At 68.8% G+C, this 24,856-nt stretch carries 14 protein-coding genes; 5 read left to right on the top strand and 9 right to left on the bottom strand.

Features of this window, described 5'->3' with window-relative positions; all coding sequences use genetic code 11:
* Positions 1-57: 57 nt before the first annotated feature.
* Positions 58-798 (top strand): SGNH/GDSL hydrolase family protein, encoded by a 741-nt coding sequence (locus tag HNR30_RS08850; protein ID WP_181609266.1) that lies wholly within the window; start codon positions 58-60, stop codon positions 796-798.
* A gap of 266 nt (positions 799-1,064) precedes the next feature.
* Here the strand turns inward: HNR30_RS08850 and HNR30_RS08845 are convergent, their stop codons facing one another.
* Complete coding sequence (locus HNR30_RS08845; protein ID WP_181609265.1) at positions 1,065-2,048, bottom strand: hypothetical protein; 984 nt, start codon at positions 2,046-2,048, stop codon at positions 1,065-1,067.
* Between the two features lie 37 nt (positions 2,049-2,085).
* Positions 2,086-3,693, bottom strand: a complete 1,608-nt coding sequence (locus tag HNR30_RS08840) for an ABC-F family ATP-binding cassette domain-containing protein (protein WP_181609264.1) — start codon at positions 3,691-3,693, stop codon at positions 2,086-2,088.
* 250 nt (positions 3,694-3,943) lie between these two features.
* Between HNR30_RS08840 and HNR30_RS08835 the strand changes: the two genes are divergently transcribed.
* Positions 3,944-5,707 carry an AMP-dependent synthetase/ligase gene (locus HNR30_RS08835; protein WP_181609263.1) on the top strand — a complete coding sequence of 588 codons (1,764 nt, stop codon included), beginning with the start codon at positions 3,944-3,946 and terminating at the stop codon, positions 5,705-5,707.
* Here HNR30_RS08835 and HNR30_RS08830 read toward each other — a convergent pair whose 3' ends face one another.
* Genes HNR30_RS08830 through HNR30_RS08800 form a run of 7 tightly spaced genes read right to left on the bottom strand, consistent with a single transcriptional unit; the run spans position 5,708 to position 12,651 of the window.
* On the bottom strand, positions 5,708-7,174 hold the full coding sequence (locus HNR30_RS08830) for a bifunctional phosphatase PAP2/diacylglycerol kinase family protein (protein WP_181609262.1): 1,467 nt from the start codon (positions 7,172-7,174) through the stop codon (positions 5,708-5,710).
* Positions 7,175-7,192: 18 nt separating this feature from the next.
* Positions 7,193-8,035 (bottom strand): acyltransferase domain-containing protein, encoded by an 843-nt coding sequence (locus HNR30_RS08825; protein ID WP_181609261.1) that lies wholly within the window; start codon positions 8,033-8,035, stop codon positions 7,193-7,195.
* Between the two features lie 4 nt (positions 8,036-8,039).
* Positions 8,040-8,456, bottom strand: coding sequence for an acyl-CoA thioesterase (locus HNR30_RS08820; protein ID WP_181609260.1), 417 nt, complete (start codon positions 8,454-8,456; stop codon positions 8,040-8,042).
* Positions 8,453-9,049: a TetR/AcrR family transcriptional regulator gene (locus tag HNR30_RS08815; RefSeq protein ID WP_181609259.1), complete on the bottom strand. Its 597-nt coding sequence runs from the start codon at positions 9,047-9,049 to the stop codon at positions 8,453-8,455. Before HNR30_RS08815 ends, HNR30_RS08820 begins: the two co-directional genes overlap by 4 nt.
* Positions 9,050-9,078: 29 nt before the next feature.
* Positions 9,079-11,013, bottom strand: a complete 1,935-nt coding sequence (locus HNR30_RS08810) for a CehA/McbA family metallohydrolase (RefSeq protein ID WP_181609258.1) — start codon at positions 11,011-11,013, stop codon at positions 9,079-9,081.
* Between the two features lie 31 nt (positions 11,014-11,044).
* Positions 11,045-12,001 (bottom strand): methylmalonyl Co-A mutase-associated GTPase MeaB, encoded by a 957-nt coding sequence (gene meaB, locus HNR30_RS08805; protein ID WP_181609257.1) that lies wholly within the window; start codon positions 11,999-12,001, stop codon positions 11,045-11,047.
* 23 nt (positions 12,002-12,024) lie between these two features.
* Entirely contained in the window at positions 12,025-12,651 is a 627-nt protein-coding gene (locus tag HNR30_RS08800) for a Uma2 family endonuclease (RefSeq protein ID WP_181609256.1), read from the bottom strand.
* Positions 12,652-12,867: 216 nt separating this feature from the next.
* On the opposite strand from HNR30_RS08800, the gene HNR30_RS08795 reads away from it, so the two are divergent.
* Genes HNR30_RS08795 through HNR30_RS08785 form a run of 3 tightly spaced genes read left to right on the top strand, consistent with a single transcriptional unit; the run spans position 12,868 to position 24,823 of the window.
* Positions 12,868-18,015 carry a DEAD/DEAH box helicase gene (locus HNR30_RS08795; protein WP_181609255.1) on the top strand — a complete coding sequence of 1,716 codons (5,148 nt, stop codon included), beginning with the start codon at positions 12,868-12,870 and terminating at the stop codon, positions 18,013-18,015.
* A complete protein-coding gene (locus HNR30_RS08790; protein WP_181609254.1) occupies positions 18,012-20,852 on the top strand; it encodes a DUF8741 domain-containing protein in 2,841 nt (946 codons plus the stop codon). The genes HNR30_RS08795 and HNR30_RS08790 overlap by 4 nt, the downstream gene beginning before the upstream one ends.
* Positions 20,849-24,823, top strand: coding sequence for an Eco57I restriction-modification methylase domain-containing protein (locus tag HNR30_RS08785; protein ID WP_181609253.1), 3,975 nt, complete (start codon positions 20,849-20,851; stop codon positions 24,821-24,823). Before HNR30_RS08790 ends, HNR30_RS08785 begins: the two co-directional genes overlap by 4 nt.
* The last annotated feature ends 33 nt before the right edge of the window (positions 24,824-24,856 follow it).

Genomic DNA, 24,856 nt, shown 5'->3' with positions numbered 1-24,856 from the left:
TGGCCCTTTACCATCACTTAAAGTAGTCATGACGACGCTCCATGTGATGGGAGACCTGTGACCGAGATCCGCGTCATGATCGTGGGAGACTCCATCAGCCACGGCAGCAGCGGCGACTGGACCTGGCGTTACCGGCTCTGGAAGCACCTGTGCGCCCACGACGTCGCCGTCGACCTGGTGGGATCGCGCGACCACCTCGACAACATCCGCACCGAGGAGTGCGGCGACGGCGACCGCACCTACGCCGACCCCGCCTTCGACACCGACCACGACGCCCAGTGGGGCAGGCCCTACCTCCTGGAGAAGGCGGCCATCGAGGCCAAGGTCGCCGCACACCGGCCCGAGTACATGCTGGTGCTGCTCGGCATCAACGACCTGTTCTGGTACGGCGTCGACCCGCAGGCGTTCGAGGCGAACCTGCGGGAGTTCGTGACCAACGCCAGGCGCGCGGCCCCCGCGCTCCGGTTCGTCGTCGGCGCCATGCTGCCCACGCAGCGGGCGCACGACGACCTCGCGTTCGCCACCCGCGTCGCGGTGTGCAACCTGCGCATCCGCGCCGTCGCGGGCGAACTGTCGACCCCCGAGTCGCCCATCGTGGTGGCCAACACCGACGCGGAGTTCGTGGCGGCCGAGCACACGTGGGACGGGACGCACCCCAACCCCCGCGGCGAGTTCCGCATCGCGGCCGCGTTCGCCGACGCGCTGGCGGCCTGGTACACCGTCGGCGCGCCGTACCCGCGGCCCTACCCGGACGCTGACGACATCGCGCCCGACGCCAAACGCCCGCTCATCGCCTGACCACTCCCGCCAGGGCGACCGGCATCGGCAGCGCCGCAGGACCATCGGCATCCGAAAAGGCGGGCCGCCCTCTCCCGCGCGCTCACGGGCCTGGGATGCGAACACCTCGCTCCCGGCCTCCCATACACCCCACGCCGTCAGGGCCGGACCGGCGGCGGCAGCTCCGAGAGGAGCAGGACATATGCGGGATCAACCATCGGGCGACGGCCTCCGGGTGAGGGCGGCGAACTCGAGATAGCGACGGCGACGTCCATCCGCCGCTCCCGCTATCCCGGGAAGTCGTCGGGGTCGACGGGCCCCGTCTTGGCCGTGCCGCCGGTGATCGCGTGGAGCGTGATGCGCCAGTCGTGCCACAGGATCTGCGTGGCCGTGTAGGTGGTCTTGAAGCTCACCCGCTCCTGGAAGCGCTCGAAGCTGCACTCCCGCGAGAAGGCGCGCTTCTTGGAGTCCCAGTCGACACCGTGGGTGAAGAAGATCCGGTAGGAGCCGTCGCGGATGCCGCGCACCTTGATCTTCGACTTCTTGCGCACGTAGACGCTGAACGCGCGGGAGCTGCCGCGCATGAGGGTGACGACGGCGTCGCGCGGGGCGCCGTTGTGGATCTGGAGCGAGCTGCGCCCGTTGAGGCTGCCGCGCCGTACGTAGGAGCCGTTGCCCAGGCGCCGGTTCAGCTTGCTCGCGGCCTTGACGGACACGACGTCGGCCGGGTAGTCGCCGGCCGACTGCAGCGCGGCCCCGGCGCGGTCGAGTTCCTTGAGGGAGGCGCCCAGGTCGGTGAAGACGGCCGGGGCCGTACAGAGGTCGCGGCTGCCGACCTTGCCGCGGGTCATGCCGAGGGCGGTGGCGAAGTCGCGCAGGCTGGCGACGTAGGCGTCGTGCTGGGTGCGGGCCGTTTCGGGCGGCGCGACCGCGGCGAGGTCGTCGGCGGCCTGGTTGAGGGCGGTTTCGGCACGTTCCACGCGCTGGTCGAGCGTCTTGAGTGTGCGCGCGGAGCCGATGCCCGTCAGGGCGGAGCGTACGGGCTTGCCGGCGTCCTGGATCGTGCCGCGGTAGGCCTCGGGTGTGAGGGCCGTGGAGGCGGGCGGGGCGCTGGACTGCGTGGAGGCGCTCGGTCCGGTGACCGAGCCGCCGCCCTGTCCGGCGACGCCGCTGATCTCCTGACTTCCGCTCACGCCGGTGGGTGCGGAGCACGCGCTGAGGGACAGCGCTGTCAGGACGAGCGCGGAGGGGATCAACCGGGGGCCAGCCATCTGCCACACTATCGCCCGATTGATCCCCGCCCGTCAATCACGTTACGGAAAGCCCTTTCTCTCGATCTTGCACCAGGGTGCGGGTGATGCCCAGGCTCTCCAGGAACGGCTCGTCGTGGCTCACCACGATGAGCGCGCCGCGGTAGCCCGCCAGAGCCTGGGACAGCTGGCGCACGCTGGCCATGTCCAGGTTGTTGGTGGGCTCGTCCAGGAGGAGGAGCTGGGGCGCCGGGTCGGCCGACAGCAGCGCGGCCAGGGACGCGCGGAACCTCTCTCCGCCGGACAGCGTGCCCGCCGGGCGCAGGGCCCGTTCGCCCCTGAACAGGAAGCGGGCGAGCCTGGCCCGCAGCTCGTTGATCGGGGCCGCGGGCGCCATGGCGCGCAGGTTGTCGAGCACGCTGAGCTCGGGGTCGAGCAGGTCCAGGCGCTGGGGCAGGTAGCTCATGGGGACCTGGGCGCCGTGCTCGACGATGCGCTTGAGCAGCGTCGTCTTGCCGGAGCCGTTGGGGCCGGTCAGCGCGATGCGTTCAGGGCCGCGGATGACGAGCTCGTCGAGGTGGAGCCTGGTGGTCTCCTCGGACTCCGCGTCGGCATCGGCGCCGTGGTCCAGGTCGCCCTCGGCCGCCACCCGCAGGGTCAGGACCGTGCGGCCGGCGGGTACCGCCGTCTCCGGCAGGTCGACGCGGATCTCCGCGTCCTCCCGCACCGCCTGCTCGGCCTCCTCCAGCCGTCCCCTGGCCTCCTCCAGCTTGTCCTGGTGCAGGCCGAGGGTCTTGCCCGCGGTCACCTGGGCGGAACGTTTGCGCGCTCCCGCGACGATCTTCGGCATCCCGGTGGCCTGCTTCTCGCCCGTACGGCTGCGCCGCGCGAGCTTGGTGCGGGCCTCGATCAGCTCGCGCTGCTGGCGCCGTACGTCGGCCCCGGCGGTGCGCACGAGCCGTTCGGCGGTCTCCTGCTCGGCCTCGAGCGCCTCGGTGTAGGCGCTCAGCGGCCCTCCGAACAGGCGGATCGACCCGCCGCGCAAATCGGCGATCTGGTCGACCAGTTCGAGCAGCACCCGGTCGTGGCTGACGACGACCATCACCCCGCGCCAGGCCTCCACGACGGCGTAGAGCCGCCGCCTGGCGTCGAGGTCGAGGTTGTTGGTCGGCTCGTCGAGCAGCAGCACGTCGGGGCGGCGCAGGATCTGCGCGCCCAGCGCCACCAGGACGGCCTCGCCGCCGGACAGGGTGGTGGCGGGACGGTCCAGGCCGAGGTGGCCGAGGCCGAGCATGGCGAGCTCGGCCTGCGCGCGTTCCTCGACGTCCCAGTCGTCGCCGACGGCCGCGTAGTCGGCCTCGTCGACCGACCCCTGCTCGATGGCGTGCAGCGCGCGCCTGATCGGGGTGATCCCGAGCAGGTCGGCGACGGTGCCGGCGACGGGGACGTGCTGCGGCAGGTATCCGACCTCGCCGGCGACCGAGACCGATCCGGAGACGGGACGCAGCTGTCCGGCGATGATCTTCAGAAGGGTGGACTTGCCCGCGCCGTTGAGGCCGATGAGGCCGGTGCGTCCGGCGGGGAAGGCAGCGTTCAGAGCCTGGAGAACGGGGGTGCCGTCGGCCCAGGCGAACGTGACGTCGTCCACGACGATGGAATAAGACAAGAGGGCGCTCCCAAATCACGTGAGAAAACGATCGTGTGACTTGGCGGGAACACCGCAGGCGCGCCTGAGGACATTCGAGGTACGACAAGGACGCGCCGTTGATGGCGCGGTGCCCGCGACCTCAGATCCTCAATGGAGCCCTCCAGGCTTGGCGATAAGACACCACCAGCCTACAACAGCCCGGTTACGACCATCGACGTGCCCCCTCGGCGCGGCCTATTGTCAGCACAACTCATAGGGAGGTCAGCGCATGTCCAGCATCCCCGCCCTGTTGCGTGACCGGGTCAGGTCGACCCCGGACGCCGAGGCGTATCGATACCCAGCCGAGTCAGGCTGGACGTCGCTGTCCTGGAGCGAGGTGGGCGAACGGGTGCGCCCGCTGGCGCTGGGCCTGAAGGACCTGGGCGCCGGCAAGGACAACAGGGTCGCGATCCTGTGCTCGACCCGCGTCGACTGGATCCTGGCGGACCTGGCGGTGCTGTCCACGGGCGCGGCGACCACCACGATCTACCCGTCGAACACGGCCGACGAGTGCGCCTACGTCATCAACGACTCCGGCAGCGTCCTGGTGATCGCCGAGAACGACGACCAGGTGGCCAAGCTGCGCAGCGTCCAGAAGGAGCTGGCCGACGTCAAGCACGTCCTGGTCATCGACGGCGCCGCCAGCGACGACGGCTGGGTGCTCAAGCTCTCCGACGTCTCCGGCGAGGGCGACTTCGACGCGATGGTCGACGCCATCACGCCCGAGGACCTGGCGACGCTGATCTACACCTCGGGCACCACCGGCCGCCCCAAGGGCGTGGAGCTGACGCACGACAACTGGCTGTTCACCGGCTCCAGCGTGCGCGAGCTCGACCTGCTGGGTCCCGACGACCTGCACTTCCTGTGGTTGCCGCTGTCGCACTCGTTCGGCAAGCTGCTCCAGGTCGTGATGATCGACTGCGGGGTGCCGACCGCCGTCGACGGCCGCCTCGACAAGATCGTCGAGAACCTGGGCGAGCTCAAGCCGACCTTCATGGCCGCCGCGCCGCGCATCTTCGAGAAGGTGCACAACACGGTCGCCGCCAACACCGCGCGCGAGGGCGGCGCGAAGGCCAAGATCTTCAACTGGGCCAAGCGGACCGGCATCCGCGTCGCCCGCGCCCGCCAGCGCGGCCAGTCGATCCCGGCCACCACGAAGATCGAGTACGGCCTGGCGAACAGGCTCGTCTTCAGCAAGCTCCAGGCTCGTTTCGGCGGCCGCATCCGCTTCTTCATCTCGGGGGCGGCGCCGCTGTCGACCGAGATGGCGGAGTTCTTCGACGGGGCGGGCCTGCCCATCCTCGAGGGGTACGGCCTGACCGAGTCGTCGGCGGGCAGCTTCCTCAACCGCCCGGCGATCAACGCCTTCGGCACCGTCGGCCCGCCCCTGCCGGGCGTGGAGGTGCGCATCGCCGAGGACGGCGAGGTGCTCATCGGCGGGCGCGGCATCATGCGCGGCTACCACAACCTGCCCGCCGAGACCGCCGACGCGCTGACGGACGACGGCTGGCTGCGCACCGGCGACATCGGCGAGCTCGACGAACAGGGCCGCCTCAAGATCACCGACCGCAAGAAGGAGCTCATCAAGACCTCCGGTGGCAAATACGTCGCGCCCACCCACATCGAGGGCAAGATCAAGGCCGCCTGCCCCTACCTGTCGCACGTGTTCGTCCACGGCGACAAGCGCAACTACTGCACCGCGCTGGTGACCCTCGACGCCGACGTGGTCAAGCCGTGGGCGCAGGCCGAGGGGCTGCCGGAGGACCCCGAGCAACTGCGCGAGCACGAGCGCATGCGCGCCGAGGTGCAGAAGGCGATCGACGAGGTCAACGCCGAGCTGCCGAGCTACTCCACGATCAAGAAGTTCGCGATCCTGCCGGCCGACTTCACCGTGGAGACCGGCGAGCTGACCGCGTCGCTGAAGGTGAAGCGGAAGGTCGTCGAGGACCACCACGGCCAGACGCTCGACTCCTTCTACGCCGAGTCCAGCTGATCATCTGAGCACGTGCAGGGCGCGTGGCCGTTTGCTGAGCACCAGCGGGCCACGCGTCCTGACCTGGTGGCCGTCGAACGCCGCGCTCCTGGCGCCCTCGATCGTCAGTGTGTCGGCGTGCCAGTGGCGGTAGTGCCGCGACAGGCCCAGGCGCCCGCCGATCAGGCTCGTGATCGCGCGCAGGCGCGGCAGGCGGGCGGCCGCGGTCAGCAGGCGGATGTCGAGCAGGCCGTCCTCCAGCCGCTGGCGCCGCACCGGCACGGGTCCGCGCCCGTCGTGGCGGCAGTTGCCGGCGAACACCATCCAGGTCCGGTACGGCACGCCGTCGACGACGAGGTCGGCCGGTTCGGCGCCGGAGCCGAGCAGCCCGGCCAGCGACCAGACCATGGCCGGCCACTTGCCGATGGCGTGCCGTCTGGCCTGGGTCCTGCGGGCGAGCTCGGGGTGCAGGCCGGCTCCGACGTGGTTGAGGAACACCCGCCGCTCGCCCTGCGTCCCGATGCTCGCCTGGCCGACGTCGACCGCGACCACGGTGCCGCTGCGGTAGGCGGTCACCGCGTCGTCGCCTTCCTCCAGGCCGAGCGCCTGGGAGAACTCCCCGGGCGCACCGGACGGGATCGGCAGCAACGGCACCCCCGCCTCCAGGGCGAGCGACGCCCCGGCCGCCATCGCCCGGTCTCCGCCGGCGACCCCGAGGACCTTCGCCTGCCGTACCGCCCCGGGCACGACATAGGGCCCGGCCTGGGGATCCGCGGCCTGCCGTACCGGCCGGGTCTCGTCGAGGGCGGCGGCCCGCGCGCCGGGCAGGTCGTGCAGCAGCGCGTCGAGCTGTCCCTCCGCGCCCGCCTCGGCGAGCACGACCAGCCCCTCGCCGTCCGGCGAGCAGGCGTCGGCGGGTGCGGTGGCGGCGGCGCGGGCGCGGCCCGCCTCCCCCGCCTCCGGCCAGATGCGGCGGGTCAGCAGCCCGGCCGCCATTCCCACGCCGACGCCCGCCAGCACGTCACCCGGGTAGTGAACTCCGGTGTAGACCCGCGAGAAGGCGACGGCGGCGGCCAGCAGCCCGACGGGCACGGCGATCCTGGCCGGCGCCTCCATGGCGACGGCGGTGGCGAACGCCGCGGCCGAGGCCGAGTGCCCCGAGGGGAAGGAGGCCGAGCGCGGCATGGTCAGGGCCCGGCCGATCGGCAGCCCGGCCGAGGCGGGCCTGCGCCGGTTGAAGATCTGTTTGCCGACGAGGTTCACCAGCGGGCTGGCCAGGCTGACGGCGAGCAGGCCGCGCGTGGCGGCGCGGCGCAGCCGGCGTCGGCCGCTCAGCGCGAGCGCGCCGGAGATGCCCGCCCAGAGCAGCGCGTTGTCGGCCGCCCGTGACACTCTCGGCAGCACCCGTTCGAGTCCTGGCAGGTTCGCCTCGGCCACCGCGGCGAAGAGTTTCTTGTCGAGTCTGTGCAGGTGGGATCGCAGCCGCATGCTCCCGATCCTGCCCGATCACAGCGGCGCGTATCCCGCCGTCAGGTGCCAGGAGCCGCCGCCGGCGAGGTGGTCGGCGACCACCTTCTCCAGCGCGGTGCGCCGGGGAAGCTCGTCGGGCGGCAGGTCGCGGCCGTAGACGAAGGGGATCAGCCCGTTGCCCGGCACGCTGTAGGCCTCGCGGAAACGTTCCTGGAAGGCGGCGATGTTGGAGCCGGGCAGGTAGGCGCCGAGCTGCCGGTCGAGCAGCCACGAGAAGCACACGGCCAGGCTGTGCTCCTCGTGCGGGAAGTGCTCGGCGAAGAAGGCCTTGGCGCGGGCGAAGCTGTCGTCGCACGCCTGCGGCGACATCGGTCCCAGGAAGTCGGGGATGTGCACGCTCAGCACCGGGTCGCCCGCCCGGTGCGGCAGGCCGGTGATGCCCGCCGCGATGGTCTCGCCCAGCTCGGCCCGCTCGAACTGCAGTCGCCCGAGCTGGTAGAGCATGCCGCGGAAGTGCAGTTGCGGCCACCACGGCGCGTTCAGCCCGGGCGCGTCGTGGCGCCTGCGATGGACGGCCATGTGACGCCCGAGATCCCGCAGCGTCGCCCAGGAGACCTCGTCAGGCACGCCGCGCTCGCGGTGGTAGGCGCGCGCGTGCGGCAGCGTCTCCAGGTAGACGTGCACGTAGAAGTACGGGCCGTACTCCTCGACCGCCTCCTCCGGGATGTCGAACCGCTGCCCGGGGCGGCCCATGGCGCCGGTGAAGGCGGTCACATGGCGCTCCAGCTCGCGCCGGGCGTCGCCGCGCGGGACGGAGGCCAGCACCCCGTTGATGTCGTCGTGGGGAACGGTCAGGCGTAGCAGAATCTCGGGGTCCATGGGTTCAGCTTGCCAGCAGCACGCTGGCGGCCTGCCGGATCTCCTGGCTGAACGCGGTCGGGCGGAAGGTGGCGGGGTCGAGGTTGACGTTCACGCGGTGCCCTTCGGCGTGAACCACGCCGCGGTCGGCCGACAGGACGCGGAAGCCGTAAACGCCGCTGGTGTTGCCCATGCGGTCCATCCAGAACTCGACGACCACCTCGCCCGCTCCGACGATCGGCGCATGGTAGACGATCTTGAATTCCCGCACCGCCATGAACACGTCCTTGAACTTCGACACCGCCGGGTCGAAGGCCCAGCCCTGCTCGGCCCAGAACGCCGCCACCGCCCGCTCCACCAGCAACGCGTAACGCGAGTTGTGCAGCACACCCATGGCGTCCAGATCGTCGAAATGCACCTGGACGGGTCGGAACTCGGTCATGACAATCTCTCCTGTACGGCACGGCGAGCGTGCTCATAGGTGGTGTCGGCATCCAGCAATCGTGAATAGGTGATGACGGCCCCGCCGATCGCGTTGATCTCGAAGGCGAGCCGGTCGCAGTCGGTGCCGGCGGGAAGCTGGCCCAGCTCCACCGCCTGCTGGGCGACGTCGCGCAGCAGGTCGTGCCATTCCCGTTTGGCCACGGCGACCGCGTCGCGCACCGGGCCCGACAGGTCGTCGAACTCCGCCTCGGCGACCATGAAGAAGCAGCCGCCCGGCAGCACCCCGTCGGCGTAGAAGCGCAGCCGCGCCTCGTGCAGCGCCAGCAGGCGGGGCACGCCGCGCGGCCGCGTCAGGGCGGGGCGCACGATGAGCTCCACCCACTGGCGTTTGGCCCAGGCCACGGCGTCGAGCTGAAGTTCGGACTTGTCACGCCAGTGGGCGAAAAATCCGGACTTGCTGACTCCGGCGGCCGCGGCGAGCTTCCCCAGCGACAACCCCACGAGGCCGTCGACCGAGGACAGCTCCACCGCTCGCTCCAGGATCTGCTCGCGGCTGCGCTGCCCGCGCAGCCGCCGCCCGTCCGTCGTCATGGAGCCAATATATACGACCGACCGGTCGTTTAGATACTTCGACCCCGGTAGACCTCCCTGGCCCGCTCGTACAGCGCCAGGTGCGCGTCCAGCTGCTCCTTGTGCTCGAACCTGCCCTCGGCGCGCACCAGCCCCTCCAGCCGGTCCAGCCAGGCCAGGCACCAGGCCAGGTCCTCGGCCCTGGCCACGTGCTCGCCCGCCACGTCCAGGTAGACCGGGCTGGAGTGGGCGTAGACCCCCGCCCAGTGCAGCGAGCGCGGGTGATGGCCGCCGACGGCCACCGCCACCACGTACGTCGGCTCCGTGATCGTCAGGGTGGCGCGCAGGAGCCCCGGCGGGCCGGTCACGACCTCGCTCGCCGTACGGATCTCCAGCTGGTCCACCTCGGGACCGATCGACCTGACCTCGACCCTCACCCGCTCCCCCGGACCGAGCCCGAGGGTCTCGCCGGGACCGCAGCCGTTGACGCTCAGCTCCAGCCAGGGCCCGGTGGTCGCGAAGGTGCGTCCCGAGGCGATCGCCTCGCCGTACGAACCCGCCGTGAGCGGGCCGTCGACGCGGGCGTAGACGCGCGCCCAGCCCGGCGGGCTGGAGGAGGTGCCGCGCCGCGACTGCGACAGCACCACGTCGGTGCCCGCGCTGACCGCCAGCCGGTTGCCCGCCCCGATCAGGTGGCGGTAGACCGCCGCCGTCGCCTCGTACGAGGAGTGGTTGAGCACGTCGAGGCAGTCGACCAGCCCCAGTGCGGCATCCGCGACGATCTCCCGTGATGCGCAGTTGCGCCCGTCGCCGAACTCGTCACCGGTCGTGTGGAAGGGATGGCCGTAACCGGTCACCGCGCCCGCCTCGCGCAGCTCCTCGAGCGCGACGGCGTTCGGCGGGTGGTCGGCGTCGACGAACCCGCTGTGCCAGCGCCCCGGCGGCCTGTCCGGGGCGAAGCCGAGGCAGTGGCCCAGGAGGTCGTTGCGGTACTCCACGCCCATGCGGGCCAGGTGCCTGCCGTCCGACCAGGGCAGGTCGCGGCCCGCCCAGTGCTCGAACGCCTCCAGGTCGTAGACGCGGCCGCTCGTGACGTTGCCCGCGACCAGGTTGAGCACGTGCAGGTCCTCCCCGTGCTGCGCGGCGGCGGCCAGCTCGGGCGAGGCGGGCGTGTCGCCCATCCAGTTGAGGTGCACGTGCAGGTCGCCGCCGTACCAGCCGTGCGCCGCGGCGTCGTAGAGCCGCTCCGGGGTCAGCTCCACCACGCGGTGCTCCCCCGGCTCCAGCGTGACCGTCACCTCGTCGACGGTGTACTCCATGCCCCTGCCCACGCTGACCGTCAGCGTCTCGGCGGGGACGTCGAGCGTGATGTCGTCGCCGTGGAAGTACGGCCTGCGGAGCGCGTCGAGCTTGGGCGGCGCCCCGTCCGGCCACCAGCCCTGCCCGCCCTCCGAGACGACGCCCCAGCGGCACGGCAGCCCCGCGCGCAGCGTGAGCGCGGCGTGTGCGGCGCGGCGGGTCAGGCCCGTGGTGTCGATGCCGGGCAGCAGCATGCCGGTGGTGGTCGCGACCAGCCGCGCGCCGCCCGGCTCCACCCGGTACGGCACGCCGTCGACCTCGACCGTCACCGGCTCGGCCACGCTGGAGTCGATCAGCAGCGTGGTCGCGACCGGATCGTCGCCGAGCACGGTGAGGGTTCCGGCCTCCAGCCTGGAGCCCTCGGGGGTCACCCGCAGCACCGGGAGGTTGTCGAGCACGGCGCCGCCGAGGGCGTCGCGGACCGTCCTGGCCAGGTCGCGGTCCTCGCGGGCGTGGCCCCAGTAGCCGAAGGGGCGCATCAGGTAGGCGCTGGTGGCGACCTCGCCCATGTACTCCTGCCAGGGCTCGCCCCAGCAGACGCCGTGCCGTTCGTACAGGGCCCGGTAGTCGGCCAGCGCGGCCGTCACGGACGGTGGTGGATGGTGGTCGGGTAAGTCTGGATTCATACCGCCATCGTGACGTCGGCGACGCCCTGCGTCACCCCCGCCGGTCGCTCAGGCCTTCGTCGAGCCCGGCCAGGAGCCGGTCGGCCGCCACCGCCGGGGTCAGCCGCCCTTCGAGCACCTCGCGCTCGATCTCCTCCACGCCGGGCGCCCGCCGCGCCCTGGCCAGCAGCCGGTTCTCCACCAGGGTCCAGACCCACTGCATCTGCTGCGCGCGCCGCTTGGCCGTCAGGTCGAGCCCCTCCTGGTGGGCGATCACGTGCCGCCACAACTCCACCAGGCCGGCGCCGGTCATCCCGCTGCAGGTCAGCACCTGCGTCTGGCTCCGCAGCAGCCGCAGCGCGCCCGACAGCTCGCGCGCCGCCTTCCTGGCCGCCAACTCGTACTCGCCGTCGGCCTTGTTGATCGCGATCAGGTCGGCCAGCTCCAGCACGCCCTTCTTGATGCCCTGCAGCTGGTCGCCGGTGCGGGCCAGGCTGAGCACGAGGAAGGTGTCGGCCATGTCGGCCACCGCCGTCTCCGACTGGCCGACGCCGACGGTCTCCACCAGCACCACGTCGAACCCGGCCGCCTCCACCACCACCATCGCCTCGCGGGTGGCCTTGGTGACGCCGCCCAGCGTGCCCTTGGTCGGCGAGGGCCTGATGAAGGCGTTGTCGTCGGCCGAGAGCCTGGCCATCCGGGTCTTGTCGCCCAGGATGCTGCCGCCGGTCCTGGTGGAGCTCGGGTCGACCGCCAGCACCGCGACACGGTGACCGTCGGCGGTGAGCATGCTGCCCAGGGCGTCGATGAAGGTCGACTTGCCCACGCCCGGCACGCCGCTGATGCCGACCCGGCGCGCGTTGCCCGCCATCGGGGTCAGCTCCGCCAGCATGCGCTGGGCCAGCTCCTGGTGGTCGTCACGGCTGGACTCGACCAGCGTGATGGCCCGCGCGATCCACGTGCGCGACCCCGCCTTCACTCCCTCGACGTAGTCCTGCAGCGATCGCATTGGCCCATCGTACGAGGGATGAGTCAGCGGACAAGCTCCGCCAGTCGTGCCCAGTCGACGCGCAGCCTAATCGGCACGTCGATCAGGCTGACTTCATCCTCCGGATAGAAGGTGCGGTGCAGGCGGTAGGCGTTGACGGTGTGATCGAGAACGTACACGTCTATCGAGGTGACCTGGTTCCCCGTCACCCACACGAGCCAGTACCACGGAATCCCGGCGAGCGCGTACTCGCCCATCTTCTCCACCTTGTCAGTGGTGGAACTTCCGGGTGAGACGACCTCGACGACCAGCGTCAGGAAAGAGGCGGGCAGCGGACGCAGGTCGGCGGGCGCGCATCGATGAAGGGCGACATCCGGCCTCCGGATTGTCGCCGACGGTACCTCCCAGAGCGTGACATCGAAGTCTGAGTTGACGTCGAGGCAGTTGTCATGGTGATGGTCCATGTGCCTCTCGGCCGCCGACTCGAGCAGGTTCGCGACGCGTCGTACGGCAGTCTGGTGCTGCCTGGTCGGGGAGTCGCATCTAACAGCCTGCCCGTTGACCACCTCGACCTGCCGGCAGAACTCCTCGGAGAGCTCACGCCAGATCTCCACCGTGATGGGCTCAGGCTGGAGGTTCTCTGGCCTGGCCCACTCGAAGATCGCGGACATGTTCACCTCCCTTGTGCCGTCACCAGCATAACCAGCTTGGTCATGAGCGTGGCGGATCGAATCGGCCCGGCGCGAGGCCTGCCCGCTCCAACTCCCGTTCGAAAGGGACCGGCCATGATCCGATGAGCAAGTGTCAGGGTGCGGTCCGCGTATCTCCGACGCGACAAGCCGGTAATCTGCTGGGTTGCACACTGACGAGAGCGGAGTCCCGGCGCCATGGATATCTTCGACGTTCACGAACGACTGATCGGCGACTATGAGGCCTACACCGCGTCGCTGGTTCAGGTGCGTGATAACGAGATCGCCGCCCATGTCCGTGAGCAACATCTGGGAAAGGCGCGCTGGCCCGAGCCGTGGATCTCCCTCAATCCCCGCTTCGCGTCCGGCGGCTCCGTCGACGATCTGGCCACGATGGGGTTGCTCCATCCCCGCACCCGCGACATCTTCCGCGACAAGGTCACCGGCAACTCGCTCGAGCTCTACAAGCACCAGCGTGACGCAGTGGAACTGGCGCGCGAAAGCCGGTCCTATGTCCTGACCACCGGCACGGGGTCAGGCAAAAGCATGTCCTACATCGTGCCTATCGTCGACTCGATCCTGCGGTTCCCCGAGCCCGGCCGGATCAAGGCGATCGTCGTCTATCCCATGAACGCCCTGGCCAACAGCCAGTGGGAGGAGCTCGACAAGTATCTCAACCAAGGATTTCCTGAAGACGCACGTCCCGTGAGCTTCGCGAGGTACACCAGCCAGGAAGGTCCGGAGCAGCGGGAGGAGATCCTGCGGGATCGTCCCGACCTCCTGTTGACCAACTATGTGATGCTCGAGTACATGCTGACCCGCCCGCGCGAGCGGCGGGTGCTTGAGGAGGCAGCGAGCGGGCTGCGATTCCTGGTCCTGGATGAGCTGCACACCTACCGGGGCCGTCAGGGCGCCGACGTGGCGCTGCTGGTCAGGCGGGTGAGGGACGCCTTGTCGGCGCCGGACATGCGTTGCGTCGGCACGTCGGCGACCATGGCCACCAGTGATGTATTCGCCGAGCAGCAGGAAGAGGTGGCACGAACCGCCACCAAGATCTTCGGTGTGAAGGTCGCCCCCGGCGGTGTCATCGGCGAAACTCTCATCAGGGCAACAGGGGACGCCGCCCCTTCTGACAAAGAGCTCAAGCACGCCATCCTGGACGACTCCTGGCGAGGGCTCGGCTATCACGAACTGGCCAGGCACCCGTTTGCCGGCTGGGTCGAATCCGCGTTCGGGCTCGGCAGGGAGCCGGGCACCGGACGTCTGGTTCGCGGAAAGCCGACCCGCATCAGCGACAAGGCCGCCGAGTTGGTCACCCGCACCGGCCTAGCGGAGGGGCAGTGCCGCGCGGCCATCGAGGAGATGCTGCGCGTCGGTGCCGCGACGAGAGAGCCCGGCACGGGACGCCCCCTGTTCGCCTTCCGGCTTCACCAGTTCCTGTCCAAGGGCGACACGATCTACGCCAGCCTGGAAGCTCCGGCGAATCGTTATCTCACCAGCCATTACCAAGTGAGCGTGCCGTACCGGCGGGAGGCAGGGCTCTTTCCGCTGGCCTTCTGCCGCGAGTGCGGCCAGGAGTACTACGCCGTCACTCTCGACGAGCGGCAGCGGCTCTTCCTGCCCGGGCATCTGAGTGAGCAGGACGATGAGGACCGCGGCGTCGGTTACCTTTACCTCAACCCCGACCGTCCTTGGCCACAGGACCCTCTGAGCGCCGACCGCATCCCGGACACCTGGCTGGATTACGTCGCGGACGAATCGCCTAAGATCAAGCCCAGCCGCGCCGACAAACTACCCCGCGGGGTACACGTCGCCCCCGACGGTTCGCTGGCCGGTGAGGGAGGCGTGGATGCCACCTTTATTCCGGGCAAGTTTCGGTTCTGCTTGCATCCCGACTGCCAGGTTTCCTACGAACAGCTGCGCGGCAAGGACTTCGGCCGTGTGGCGACATGGGCATACGAGGGACGTAGCTCCGCGGCGACCATCATTGGCACCAGCGTCTACCGCAATCTGCGCCGAGCGGCTCCGCCGGAGGCCCGCAAGTTGCTCACGTTCGTCGACAACCGGCAGGACGCCAGCCTCCAGTCCGGACATGTGAACGACTTCGTCCTTGTCACCCAGCTGCGCGGTGCCCTGTGCGGCGCCGTGCGCGAGCAGCCGGAAGGACTCACCCACGAGACCCTCCCGCAAGCCGTCGCAGGTGCGTTGTCCGCCGATCCCGGATCCTACTCCGCTGTCGCGAACCCATTGACCAGCATGCGTATGGCGATCGACAAGGCTTTCAGGCGGGCCCTGGAGTACCGCCTTTACCTGGATCTCGCCCGTGGCTGGCGGCTGAGCATGCCCAACCTCGAGCAGACCGGCCTGATCAGGTTCGACTACAGCGACCTGGCCGAGGTCGCCGCCCGGGCCGAGTTCTGGGAGGGCGCACACCCTGCCCTCCGCTCCGACACGGCCGAGCATCGGGAACGCGTCTGCCGGATCCTCCTCGACGAGATCCGCCGCGCGCTCGCTCTCGACGTGGAGGTCCTCACCAAGGAAGGCTTCGAGCGCCTCCAGCACGACTCTGACCAGCTATTGAGCGGGCCGTGGTCGCTTCCGAGGAACTCCCAGGAACCGGCCGTCGGCACAGCGTACGCCATGCCGGCTCCTCCGGGGCGGCGCGCGGCGGGTCTTTTCCTCACCGGCCGCTCGGCCTTCGGCCGGTTCCTGTGTCGGAGCGGGGAGTTCCCCCATTGGCCGCACCCCATCCGCGCCGCCGACGCCGACATGATGATCAGCTGGCTTCTCATCACACTGACCGATGTGGGCCTGCTCTCCGAGGCCCCACGGTATCGGCCAGGGGCGCCTAGGGGCTATCGCTTGAAGGCATCGGCTCTGATCTGGAGAGCGGGCGATGGTGGCAGCGCCGTGCTCGATCCGCTGCGCAAGACGGTCAGGACCGGCGCGAGAGTGAACGCCTACTTCCGTGATCTCTATCGCGATCATGCTCGCGATTACACCGGGATCTTCGCCGCCGAGCATACGGCGCAGGTCGCCACCGAGGACCGCGAGGAACGGGAACGTGCCTTCCGAGACGGACAGCTCCCTTTGCTGTATTGCTCTCCCACCATGGAACTGGGTGTGGACATCTCCACTCTCAACGCCGTCGGCATGCGCAATGTCCCGCCCACGCCGGCGAACTATGCCCAGCGGTCCGGTCGTGCTGGGCGGAGCGGTCAACCGGCCCTGGTGACGACTTACTGCTCGACCGGTATGTCTCACGACCAGTACTACTTCCGCCGTCCCGAACGGATGGTCTCGGGCCGGGTGATCACGCCGCGGCTGGACCTGGCCAACGAGGATCTGCTCCGTTCTCATCTCCACGCGATCTGGCTGGCCGAAACGGGCGCACGTCTGGGGAGCAGCATGGCCGAGGTCATCGATCTCGGCGATCTTGAACGGCTTTCGATGCACGATCAACTTGCCGGGCAGCTCTCCGACGAGTCGGCTGGGCAACGCGCTTTGGCACGCGCTCAGGCGATCCTCGCCCACATCCCCGAGGTCGAGGAGAGCGCCTGGTGGCATGACGATTGGCCGCAACAGGTCCTCCGGCGCGCCTCACGCTCCTTCGACGACGCCTGCGATCGCTGGCGCACGCTCTACCGCAACGCCAGAGCGGATCGCGAGGAACAGCATCGGCGCGTGCTGGACGCCTCCGTCCGCCGCGACGAGCAGCGTCGTGCCCAGGCCCGTCGCGCCCAGGCGGAAAACCAGCTTCGCCTGCTCCTTAATGAGGAAGGCGAGCAGATCTACAGCGACTTCTACACCTACCGCTACTTCGCCTCCGAGGGCTTCCTCCCCGGTTACTCCTTCCCGCGGTTGCCGCTGGCCGCGTTCATCCCGCCCGAGCGCAACCGGCGCGGAGAGTACATCCAGCGTCCTCGATTTGTCGCCGTGAGTGAGTTCGGTCCGCATGCGCTCATTTACCACGAGGGCCAGCGTTTCGAGGTCACCCGTGTCCAGGTGCCGGCCGATGAGTCCGGGGCGATCGCGACCGAGGAGGCCCGGCTCTGCTCCGCCTGTGGCTATTGGCACGAACGTGCCTCCCACCTCAGCCACTGCCAGAACTGCCGTACGGCTCTCGGCTCAACGCTGCCGCTCCTGATGCCCATGCAGACGGTGTTCACCCAGCCGCGTGCGCGTATCTCCGCCGACGAGGAGGACCGGCGCCGCGGCGGCTTCGAGCTGCTCACAACCTACCGCTTCAGCAGTCACGGCAAGAGGTCCGGCAAGCTGGCCGGTCAGATCATGGGAACCGACGGCTCGCCGTTGGGCGATCTGATCTACGGCGACACCGCCACGATCCGCATCATCAACCTCGGCCGCCGCAACCGGGGCAAGGACGCGCCCTTGGGGTTCTGGCTCGATGCCGCCACCGGCTCGTGGCTTAGCGACACCCGCGTGCGTCAGCGTGAGGTGGCGCTTCCCAATCAGTCCCTCACCGTCGCCGACGCGCGTCGCCCCGAACGGATCATCCCCTTCGTCGAAGATCGTCGAAACATCCTGATTGTGCGGCTGGCCGGGCCCGTTCGCCAGGAACAGGCGGTCACCCTGCGCTACGCGCTGGAGCGCGGCATGGAAGCGCTCTTCCAGTTGGAGGACTCCGAACTCACGAGTCAGGACCTGCCCGATCCGGAGAGCAGGGGCCGCATGTTGTTCGTGGAGAGCGCCGAGGGAGGTGCTGGAGCGCTACGCCGCCTACAAGCGGAACCAGGTCTACTCGCCGACGTCGCACGCCAGGCACTCGAGATCATCCATGTGGATCCCGACACCCGGGAGGATCTTGACAGAGCGCCGGGCGCCGTGGAGCGCTGCGAACGCGGTTGCTACGACTGTCTGCTCTCCTACACCAACCAGCCGTTCCATCTGCTTATCGACCGGCTGGCCATCATCGATCAGCTGGCGGCGCTGGCCGGCTCCCGCGTGAGAGCCGCCGGAGCGGACGTGCCGGATCCATCGGCTCACCTGCATATGTTGCGTGCCGCCTGTGAGAGTGGATTGGAACAGGAGTTCCTCACGTTCCTCGAGAAACACGACTACCGTTTGCCGGATGCCGCTCAGCACCTGATCCCCGGCGCGAAGGCTCGACCGGACTTCATCTACCGCTTGCCTGGGGGCCGGGTGGCCGTCTTCGTAGACGGTCCTGCCCACGACCACCGAGCGGTTGCGGAGAGAGATCGGGCTGCCGAGCACCGGCTGATGGACGAGGCGTGGCTGGTGGTGCGCTTCAGATACGACGAGGAGTGGAACGTGGTCGCCAGAAGGCATCCGGACGTGTTCGGTTCGGGAAGGGATGTCCGATGAGCCGGCAGTGGGCGCCAGGCTCGCTGGTCAAAGCCCGTGCGCGCGAATGGGTGGTACTTCCGGGGAGCGATCCGGATTTCGTGATAGCCCGCCCGCTGAACGGAGACCCCCAGTTCACCGTGGGGCTCTTCCCGGACGAGGTGCGGACCGCCGTCTTTCCCGATCCGGTGGCCGAGGACGATCTGGGAGACTACGAGAGTGCCGCGCTGCTGCGCACCGCGCTGCGCGTCGGGTTCCGCGGCAGCTCGGGTCCCTTCCGCAGTTTGGGCGCCATCGCCGTGGAGCCGCGCGCCTACCAGTTGGTTCCCCTGCTTCTCGCTCTGCGACAGGACCCTGTGCGCCTGTTGATCGCCGACGATGTGGGTGTGGGCAAGACGATCGAGTCGGCGTTGATCGCCAAGGAGCTGATCGAGCAGGGAAGCGCCAGGCGTCTGGCCGTGCTGTGTGCGCCTTCGCTCACGCAACAGTGGGCCGACGAACTTCAGGAGAAGTTCGCGATGCCGGCGGTGGCCGTGCTTCCCTCCACGGTGGCCAAGCTGGAGCGCGCCAAACCCGCAGGCGTCGATTTCTTTGACCACTACCCGGTCACCGTCGTGTCGATCGACTACATCAAATCCAGCAACCGGCGCGCCTACTTTCTGGAGAAGTGCCCGGAGATCGTCATCGTCGACGAAGCGCACGCTTGCGTGGGAGCGGGGAGGCAGCGCCAGCAACGCTACGACTTGCTCCAGCAGGTTGCGGCGGTCGCCGAACGCCACCTGCTGTTGGTGACCGCGACCCCTCACAGCGGCAAAGACGAGGCGTTCCGCCAGCTTCTCGGCCTGCTCAAGCCCGAACTCGCCGCCACCGACTTCAGCGTGGAGGCAGAGCGCGTCAAGCTGGCGAGACACTTCATCCAGCGTCGCCGTCATGACATCCGGGGTTTCCTGGACGAGCAGACCAGCTTTCCGCGCAAGCGGCTCACCCAAGAGGTGGCCTATCCCCTCCAGAGCGAGTATGCCAAGGTGGCCAAGCAGGTCCTTGACTACGCCAGGGAAACGGTGCGCACCTCAGGTGGGGAGGTCGTCACGCGCACGCGCTGGTGGACGGCTCTGGGTCTGCTGCGTGCCGTAGCCTCGTCTCCCGCCGCCGCAGCCCGCACCCTGCGCAATATCGGCGCCACCGGCGAGCTGGCACGGACGGTGCAGGAGGCCGATGCCCTTGGACGCCCCACCGTCTTCGACGCGGACGACACCGAAGACATCGGGAGTGACGACGCGATTCCTGCTGTCGTGGACGATGAGCAACTCACCGCGGACCAGCGTGCCCGCAGAGAGGAGTTCGCCGTCCGCTTCGACAAGCTTCATGGTCCCCGTCACGACAAGAAACTCGACGTCCTTGTCACGCACCTTCGCGGCTTGATGACGGCCGCCTACGACACCATCGTCTTCTGCCGCTACATCGCCACCGCCGAGTACCTTCACGACCAGCTCACGTCGCTGTTCAAGGACAAGGCGAGAGTCGACTTCGTCACTGGGGCGCTGCCCCTCGACGAACGCAAGGGCAGGGTCGACCGTCTTGGTGCCGCTTCCGGGCGCAGGGTTCTGGTGGCGACCGATTGCCTTTCCGAGGGCGTCAACCTGCAGGACGCCTTTCAGGCAGTGATTCACTATGACCTGGCCTGGAACCCGACCCGCCACGAGCAGCGCGAAGGCCGGGTCGACAGGTTCGGACAGTCGAGGAACGAGGTCCGCACGGTCACTTTGTACGGCAAGGACAACGGCATCGACAGCATCGTCCTGAAGGTGCTGCTCCGTAAGAGCAGGAAGATCTGGGAGACCACGGGGGTGGCGGTTCCCGTCCCCGAGCGCTCCGACGAGGTTATGGACACCGCTTTGAGAGGTCTGCTTCTCGGTCAGGACGAGATCGACCAGCCGACCCTGGATCTGGATTTCACCGTGTCCGCCGACATCGAGCGACTGCACCAGGAATGGGAGGAGTCCGCATATGTCCACCAGCTCTGGCGAGACAGTGCAGATCATGAGTCCAAGCAGCGCACGCTGTACGCCCACCGGCCTATCGACCTGACGGAGGTGGCCGCGGAGGTGACCGCCGTGCGTTCCGCATTGGGCGACAGCACCGACATAGCCTGGTTCGTCCGCTCAGTACTCACCGCTCTCGGCGCGCACGTGGCCGATCAGCCGGAGACCGGCGGGTTCACGGCCGATGTGCTGGGGGTCGCTCCGGGCGTACGGCTCGCGCTTGGGTTGTCCGCGTCCGGGCCGGTGCAGCCGCTACGCTTCGTCGCACATCCACCCGCCGGACCCGGCCAGCGAGCCTTGGTGCGCACCGACCCCGCCGTCGCCGGTCTCGCCCGGCACGTGCTGGAGTCCGCGCTCGACACGCGGCTTGATGCCAGGGATCGGCCTGCCCGCAGGACAGGTGTCATCGTCACGTCGGCTGTGTCCAGCCGCACCATCGTGGCACTGGCCCGTTATCGGTTCCACGTGACGCTGCCGGGAGGCGAGACGCGCGTCGCGGAGGACGCTCGCGTCGTCGGCTTTCGCGGCGGTGAGCGGATCGCCGAGGAGGAGGCCGCCGCCTTGCTCAACGCCAAGCCCGATGACAACCTCCTGGAGGGCATCGTCAGGCAGCAGATGGAGCGGGCCATGGCAGGACTCGACGAACTCAAGCCCCAGCTTGACCGGCTCGGCGCGGACTTCGCGGACGAACTCGAGGCGGCGCATCGCAGGGTGCGAAAGTTGGCCAGCGCCTATATAAGGGGACTTTCGGTGCGTTTCCAGGCGCCCGCCGACGTGCTCGGCCTGTACGTCTACCTGCCCGGAGGAGCCCGGTGAGGCTGTCGCACACCACGATCACTGGCGGCCTGTTCACCAACGACCTGCTCGCCCGCGTAGGCTTGGCCGAGCCTGATCCCGGCGTGCCGGGCACCCGCGCCGCCGACTATCACCTGGCGGGATCCGACCGTGTGCGTGACGCGGCCGCCCGCACCTGGCGGCGGCTGCGCGCCGCCTACTCCGCCTTCCACGTCGAACTCGACACGCTCCCGAGCTCCGACGACGGCACCCGCCTGACCCGGGAGCGCTGGCTCATCCCCCTGCTGGTCGAACTGGAGTACGGCAGGCCCGCGCCAGGTAGGCCGCCGATCAGCCATCAGTGGCGCAACATCCCCATCCACCTCGTCGGCTGGCATGTCGACCTCGACCGGAGAGTCATTCCCGGCCGCCGCGCTCCACAGCCAGTGATGCAGCAACTGCTCAACAGCTCACCGGACCTGCTGTGGGGCATCCTGTCCAACGGGCGGCGCCTGCGCCTGCTGCGCGACTCCACCGCCCTCACCGGCGCCGCGTTCATCGAGTTCGACCTCGAGTCGATCTTCGGCAGCGATGACTTCAGCGAATTCCTCCCGTTCTTCGTCTTCGTACACCAATCCCGGCTTGAGGCTCTGCCCCGCTCCGACGGGGCGCCGTCCACTCCCGCCGACTGCCATCTCGAACGCTGGCGCGAGCACGCGATCGAGAGCGGCATCCGCTTCCATCGCAAGCTGGCCGCCGGAGTCAAGGAAGCCATGGAACGGCTGGGCACTGCCTTCCGTGCCGCCAATCCCGACGTGGACCATGCCCTGGCGACCGGCGGGTTGTCGCTGGAGGACTACCGCCAGGAGCTTCTTCGCCTCGTCTACCAGCTCATTTTCATCTTCGTGGCGGAGGATCGGGGCACACTGCTCGTCCCCGGAGCGGAGGCGCGATGCCGTGATCGCTACGAGCGGTACTTCTCCTCCGCACGGCTGCGCAAGCTCGCCCGCATTCGGCCGGGCGACCGATACGACGACCTATGGCCAGCCGTAGTGAGAGTGCTTGACGCTCTCGGCGCGGACGGCGGTGAGCCGCGCCTGGCTCTGCCCGGCCTCGGCGGGCTGTTCCTCACAGCGGACGACGGTCCGCTCGGCCCCGACTTCGTACGTTGTTGCAACCTGCCCAACAGCGACCTGCTCGCCGCAGTGCGCAGCCTCTCGATGACCGAGGAGCACGGCAGAGACATCAGCGTCGACTACCGCAACCTCGGGGCGGAGGAACTGGGCAGCGTCTACGAGTCACTTTTGGAGCTGCGCCCGGACGTGGATCCGGACACCGGGGCGTTCGTCTTGGCCGGGCTGCCCGGCAATGAGCGAAAGACCACCGGTTCTTTCTATACTCCGGTCGCGCTCATCGAGTCGCTGCTGGAGTCGGCCTTGGATCCGATCCTGGACAGGGTCGACACAAGCGGCAACGATCCCGACGTCTTCCTGGATGTCACGGTCTGCGATCCGGCCTGCGGTTCCGGGCACTTCCTGGTCGCCGCCGCCAGGCGCATCGCCAAGCGTCACGCGGCGATGTACACCGACGAGCCCGAACCGGCACCGGAGTATGTCCGCAGGTCCATGCAGCGGATTGTCGGCCGATGTGTCTACGGCGTGGACGCCAACCCGCTCGCGGTCGAACTGGCGAAGGTGTCGCTGTGGATGGAGTCCACCGAGCCAGGCCTGCCCTTGTCCTTCCTCGACGGGCATATCAAGACCGGCAACTCCCTCCTGGGGGCGTTTCCTGACCTGATCAGGAAGGGGTTGCCCGATGAGGCGTTCAGAGAGCTGCCGGGCGATGAAGGTGCCCTCGTCGCACCTCACCGCGCGCGCAACGCCACCCAGCGTGGAGGCCAGACACTCGATGGCGGCCAGGATGAGCTGGACCTCGGCCTGACCGAAGAGTTCCGCGTGCGCAACGACTACCTGGCGGGCAGGATCCGGCAGATCATGCCACCGCCCGGAGCCTCGCTGGCCAAGATCCGGCAGAGCACCCTGGAGTTGCGCGCCTTCGAGCAGGACGATGTGGAGCGCCGGAGGCAGAAGCTCCTGGCCGATGCCTGGTGCGCGGCTTTCGTCTGGCCGCGCGGAAAGGAAGCGCCCGACGCTCTCACCCATGCCGCGCTGAGCGACATCTCACGGGGCAAGTCCCTGCCTCATGAAGCCGCTGTGCTGGTGGACGCCCTGACTTCCTCATACGGCTTCTTCCACTGGTACCTGGAGTTCCCTGAGATCTTCCCGGCCGACGGTGGCGGGGGGTTCTCATGTGTTCTGGGCAACCCCCCGTGGGAGCGGGTGAAACTGCAGGAGAAGGAGTGGTTCGCGGTTCGTGATCCGGAGATCGCCTCCGCTCGTAACGCGGCCGAGCGCAAGGAGAAGATCGACGCGCTCGCACGCAGCTCCGATCCCCTCGACCGCGGGCTTCACGACGCCTTTGTCAGGGCGTTGCGATACTCAGCCGGTGTCTCGCACTTTCTGCGTGCTTCCGGCCGTTATCCGAAGACCGGCGCCGGCGACATCAACACCTACGCGGTCTTCGCGGAGAACGCCCGCGATCTGCTCGCGTCCGGCGGTGCGGCGGGACTGGTGCTGCCGACCGGCATCGCCACCGACGCCACCACCGCGCCGTTCTTCGGCGATCTGGTACGGCGCCGCGCGCTGTCGTCGTTCCTGGAGTTCGAGAACGAGGAGTTCCTGCTCAGCAGGGACGTGCACCACAGCTTCCGCTTCTGCCTGCTCACCATCTCCGGAATCCCGGTCAAGGCAGCGACGGTGGCGTTCGGCGCACGCCGGATGAGCGACCTTGACAGCCGCTCCTTCGTCCTTCCTCCAGAGGAGATCCTCCTGGTCAACCCGAACACCGGTACGCTGCCGCTGTTTCGCTCCCCACAGGACGCCCGGATCACTTTTGGCATCTACCGGCGCGTACCGGTTCTCATCAGGAACGAGCGTATGGGCGACCGCCCCGCAAACCCATGGCGTCTTTCGTTCCAAGCGATGTTCCACATGGCCAACGACTCCAGTCGATTCCACCGCGCCGCCGATCTCGAGCGAGAGGGATGGGCGCTGGATGGAAATCACTATGTACGAGGCCTCGGCGAGCACATGTTGCCCCTGTACGAAGCCAAAATGGTCCACCACTACGACCACCGGTGGGGCACCTACTTGGGGCAGAGCGACAAGCAGGCCAAGATGGGCACCCTGCCCAGACTCGGGCGGGCCGACAAGGACGACCCGGAATGCGTGGTGCTGCCCCGCTACTGGGTGCCCGCAACGGATGTGGAGGAGAAACTCGGTGACCGGTGGGATCGTGGCTGGCTGCTCGGATGGCGCGACATCTGCCGCGCAACCGACGAACGCACCTTGATCGCCGCGCTCATTCCGCAGGCTGGCATCGGTCACACATTCCCGCTCGCCTTGGCTCCTCACGCGGCGGCGTGCCTGTATGCCAACTTTTCCGCCCTCGTGCTCGACTACGTGACACGGCAGAAGATCGCTGGCACCCACCTCACCTATGGCTACCTCTACCAGCTACCTGTGTTGCCTCCGGAGGCCTACGAGGCGTCCGCGCCGTGGCAGCCCGAGATCTCGCTCGGCGACTGGATAAACGCTCGTGTTCTCGAACTGATCTACACCACCTGGGACATGGCGCCCTTCGCCGCCGATCTCGGGGATGACGGGCCGCCGTTCCGCTGGAACGAGGAACGGCGGTTCGAGCTGCGCTGCGAGCTCGACGCCGCCTATTTCCACCTTTACGGCCTGGCGCGTGACGAGGTGGAGTTCGTCCTGGACAGCTTCGGGGCTTTCCGCAGGAACGACCCCGCCCGTTTCGCCAGGACGGCCGAACGCGTTCTGGACATCTACGACTCCATGGCCGGTGGCCCGCCGTACACCGGACAGATGAACCCGCCACCCGGTAAGGGAGCTCGCCACCCGGCACGCCCAGACTCCGTCAATTCCGGATCTTGAAAAGTGTCCGTCGCATCTGCCATGGTCAGAGCC

This window comes from Nonomuraea soli (assembly GCF_013761175.1).
GTDB classification, from domain to species: Bacteria; Actinomycetota; Actinomycetes; order Streptosporangiales; family Streptosporangiaceae; genus Nonomuraea; species Nonomuraea soli.
This window is presented reverse-complemented; position numbering and strand designations above follow the sequence as displayed.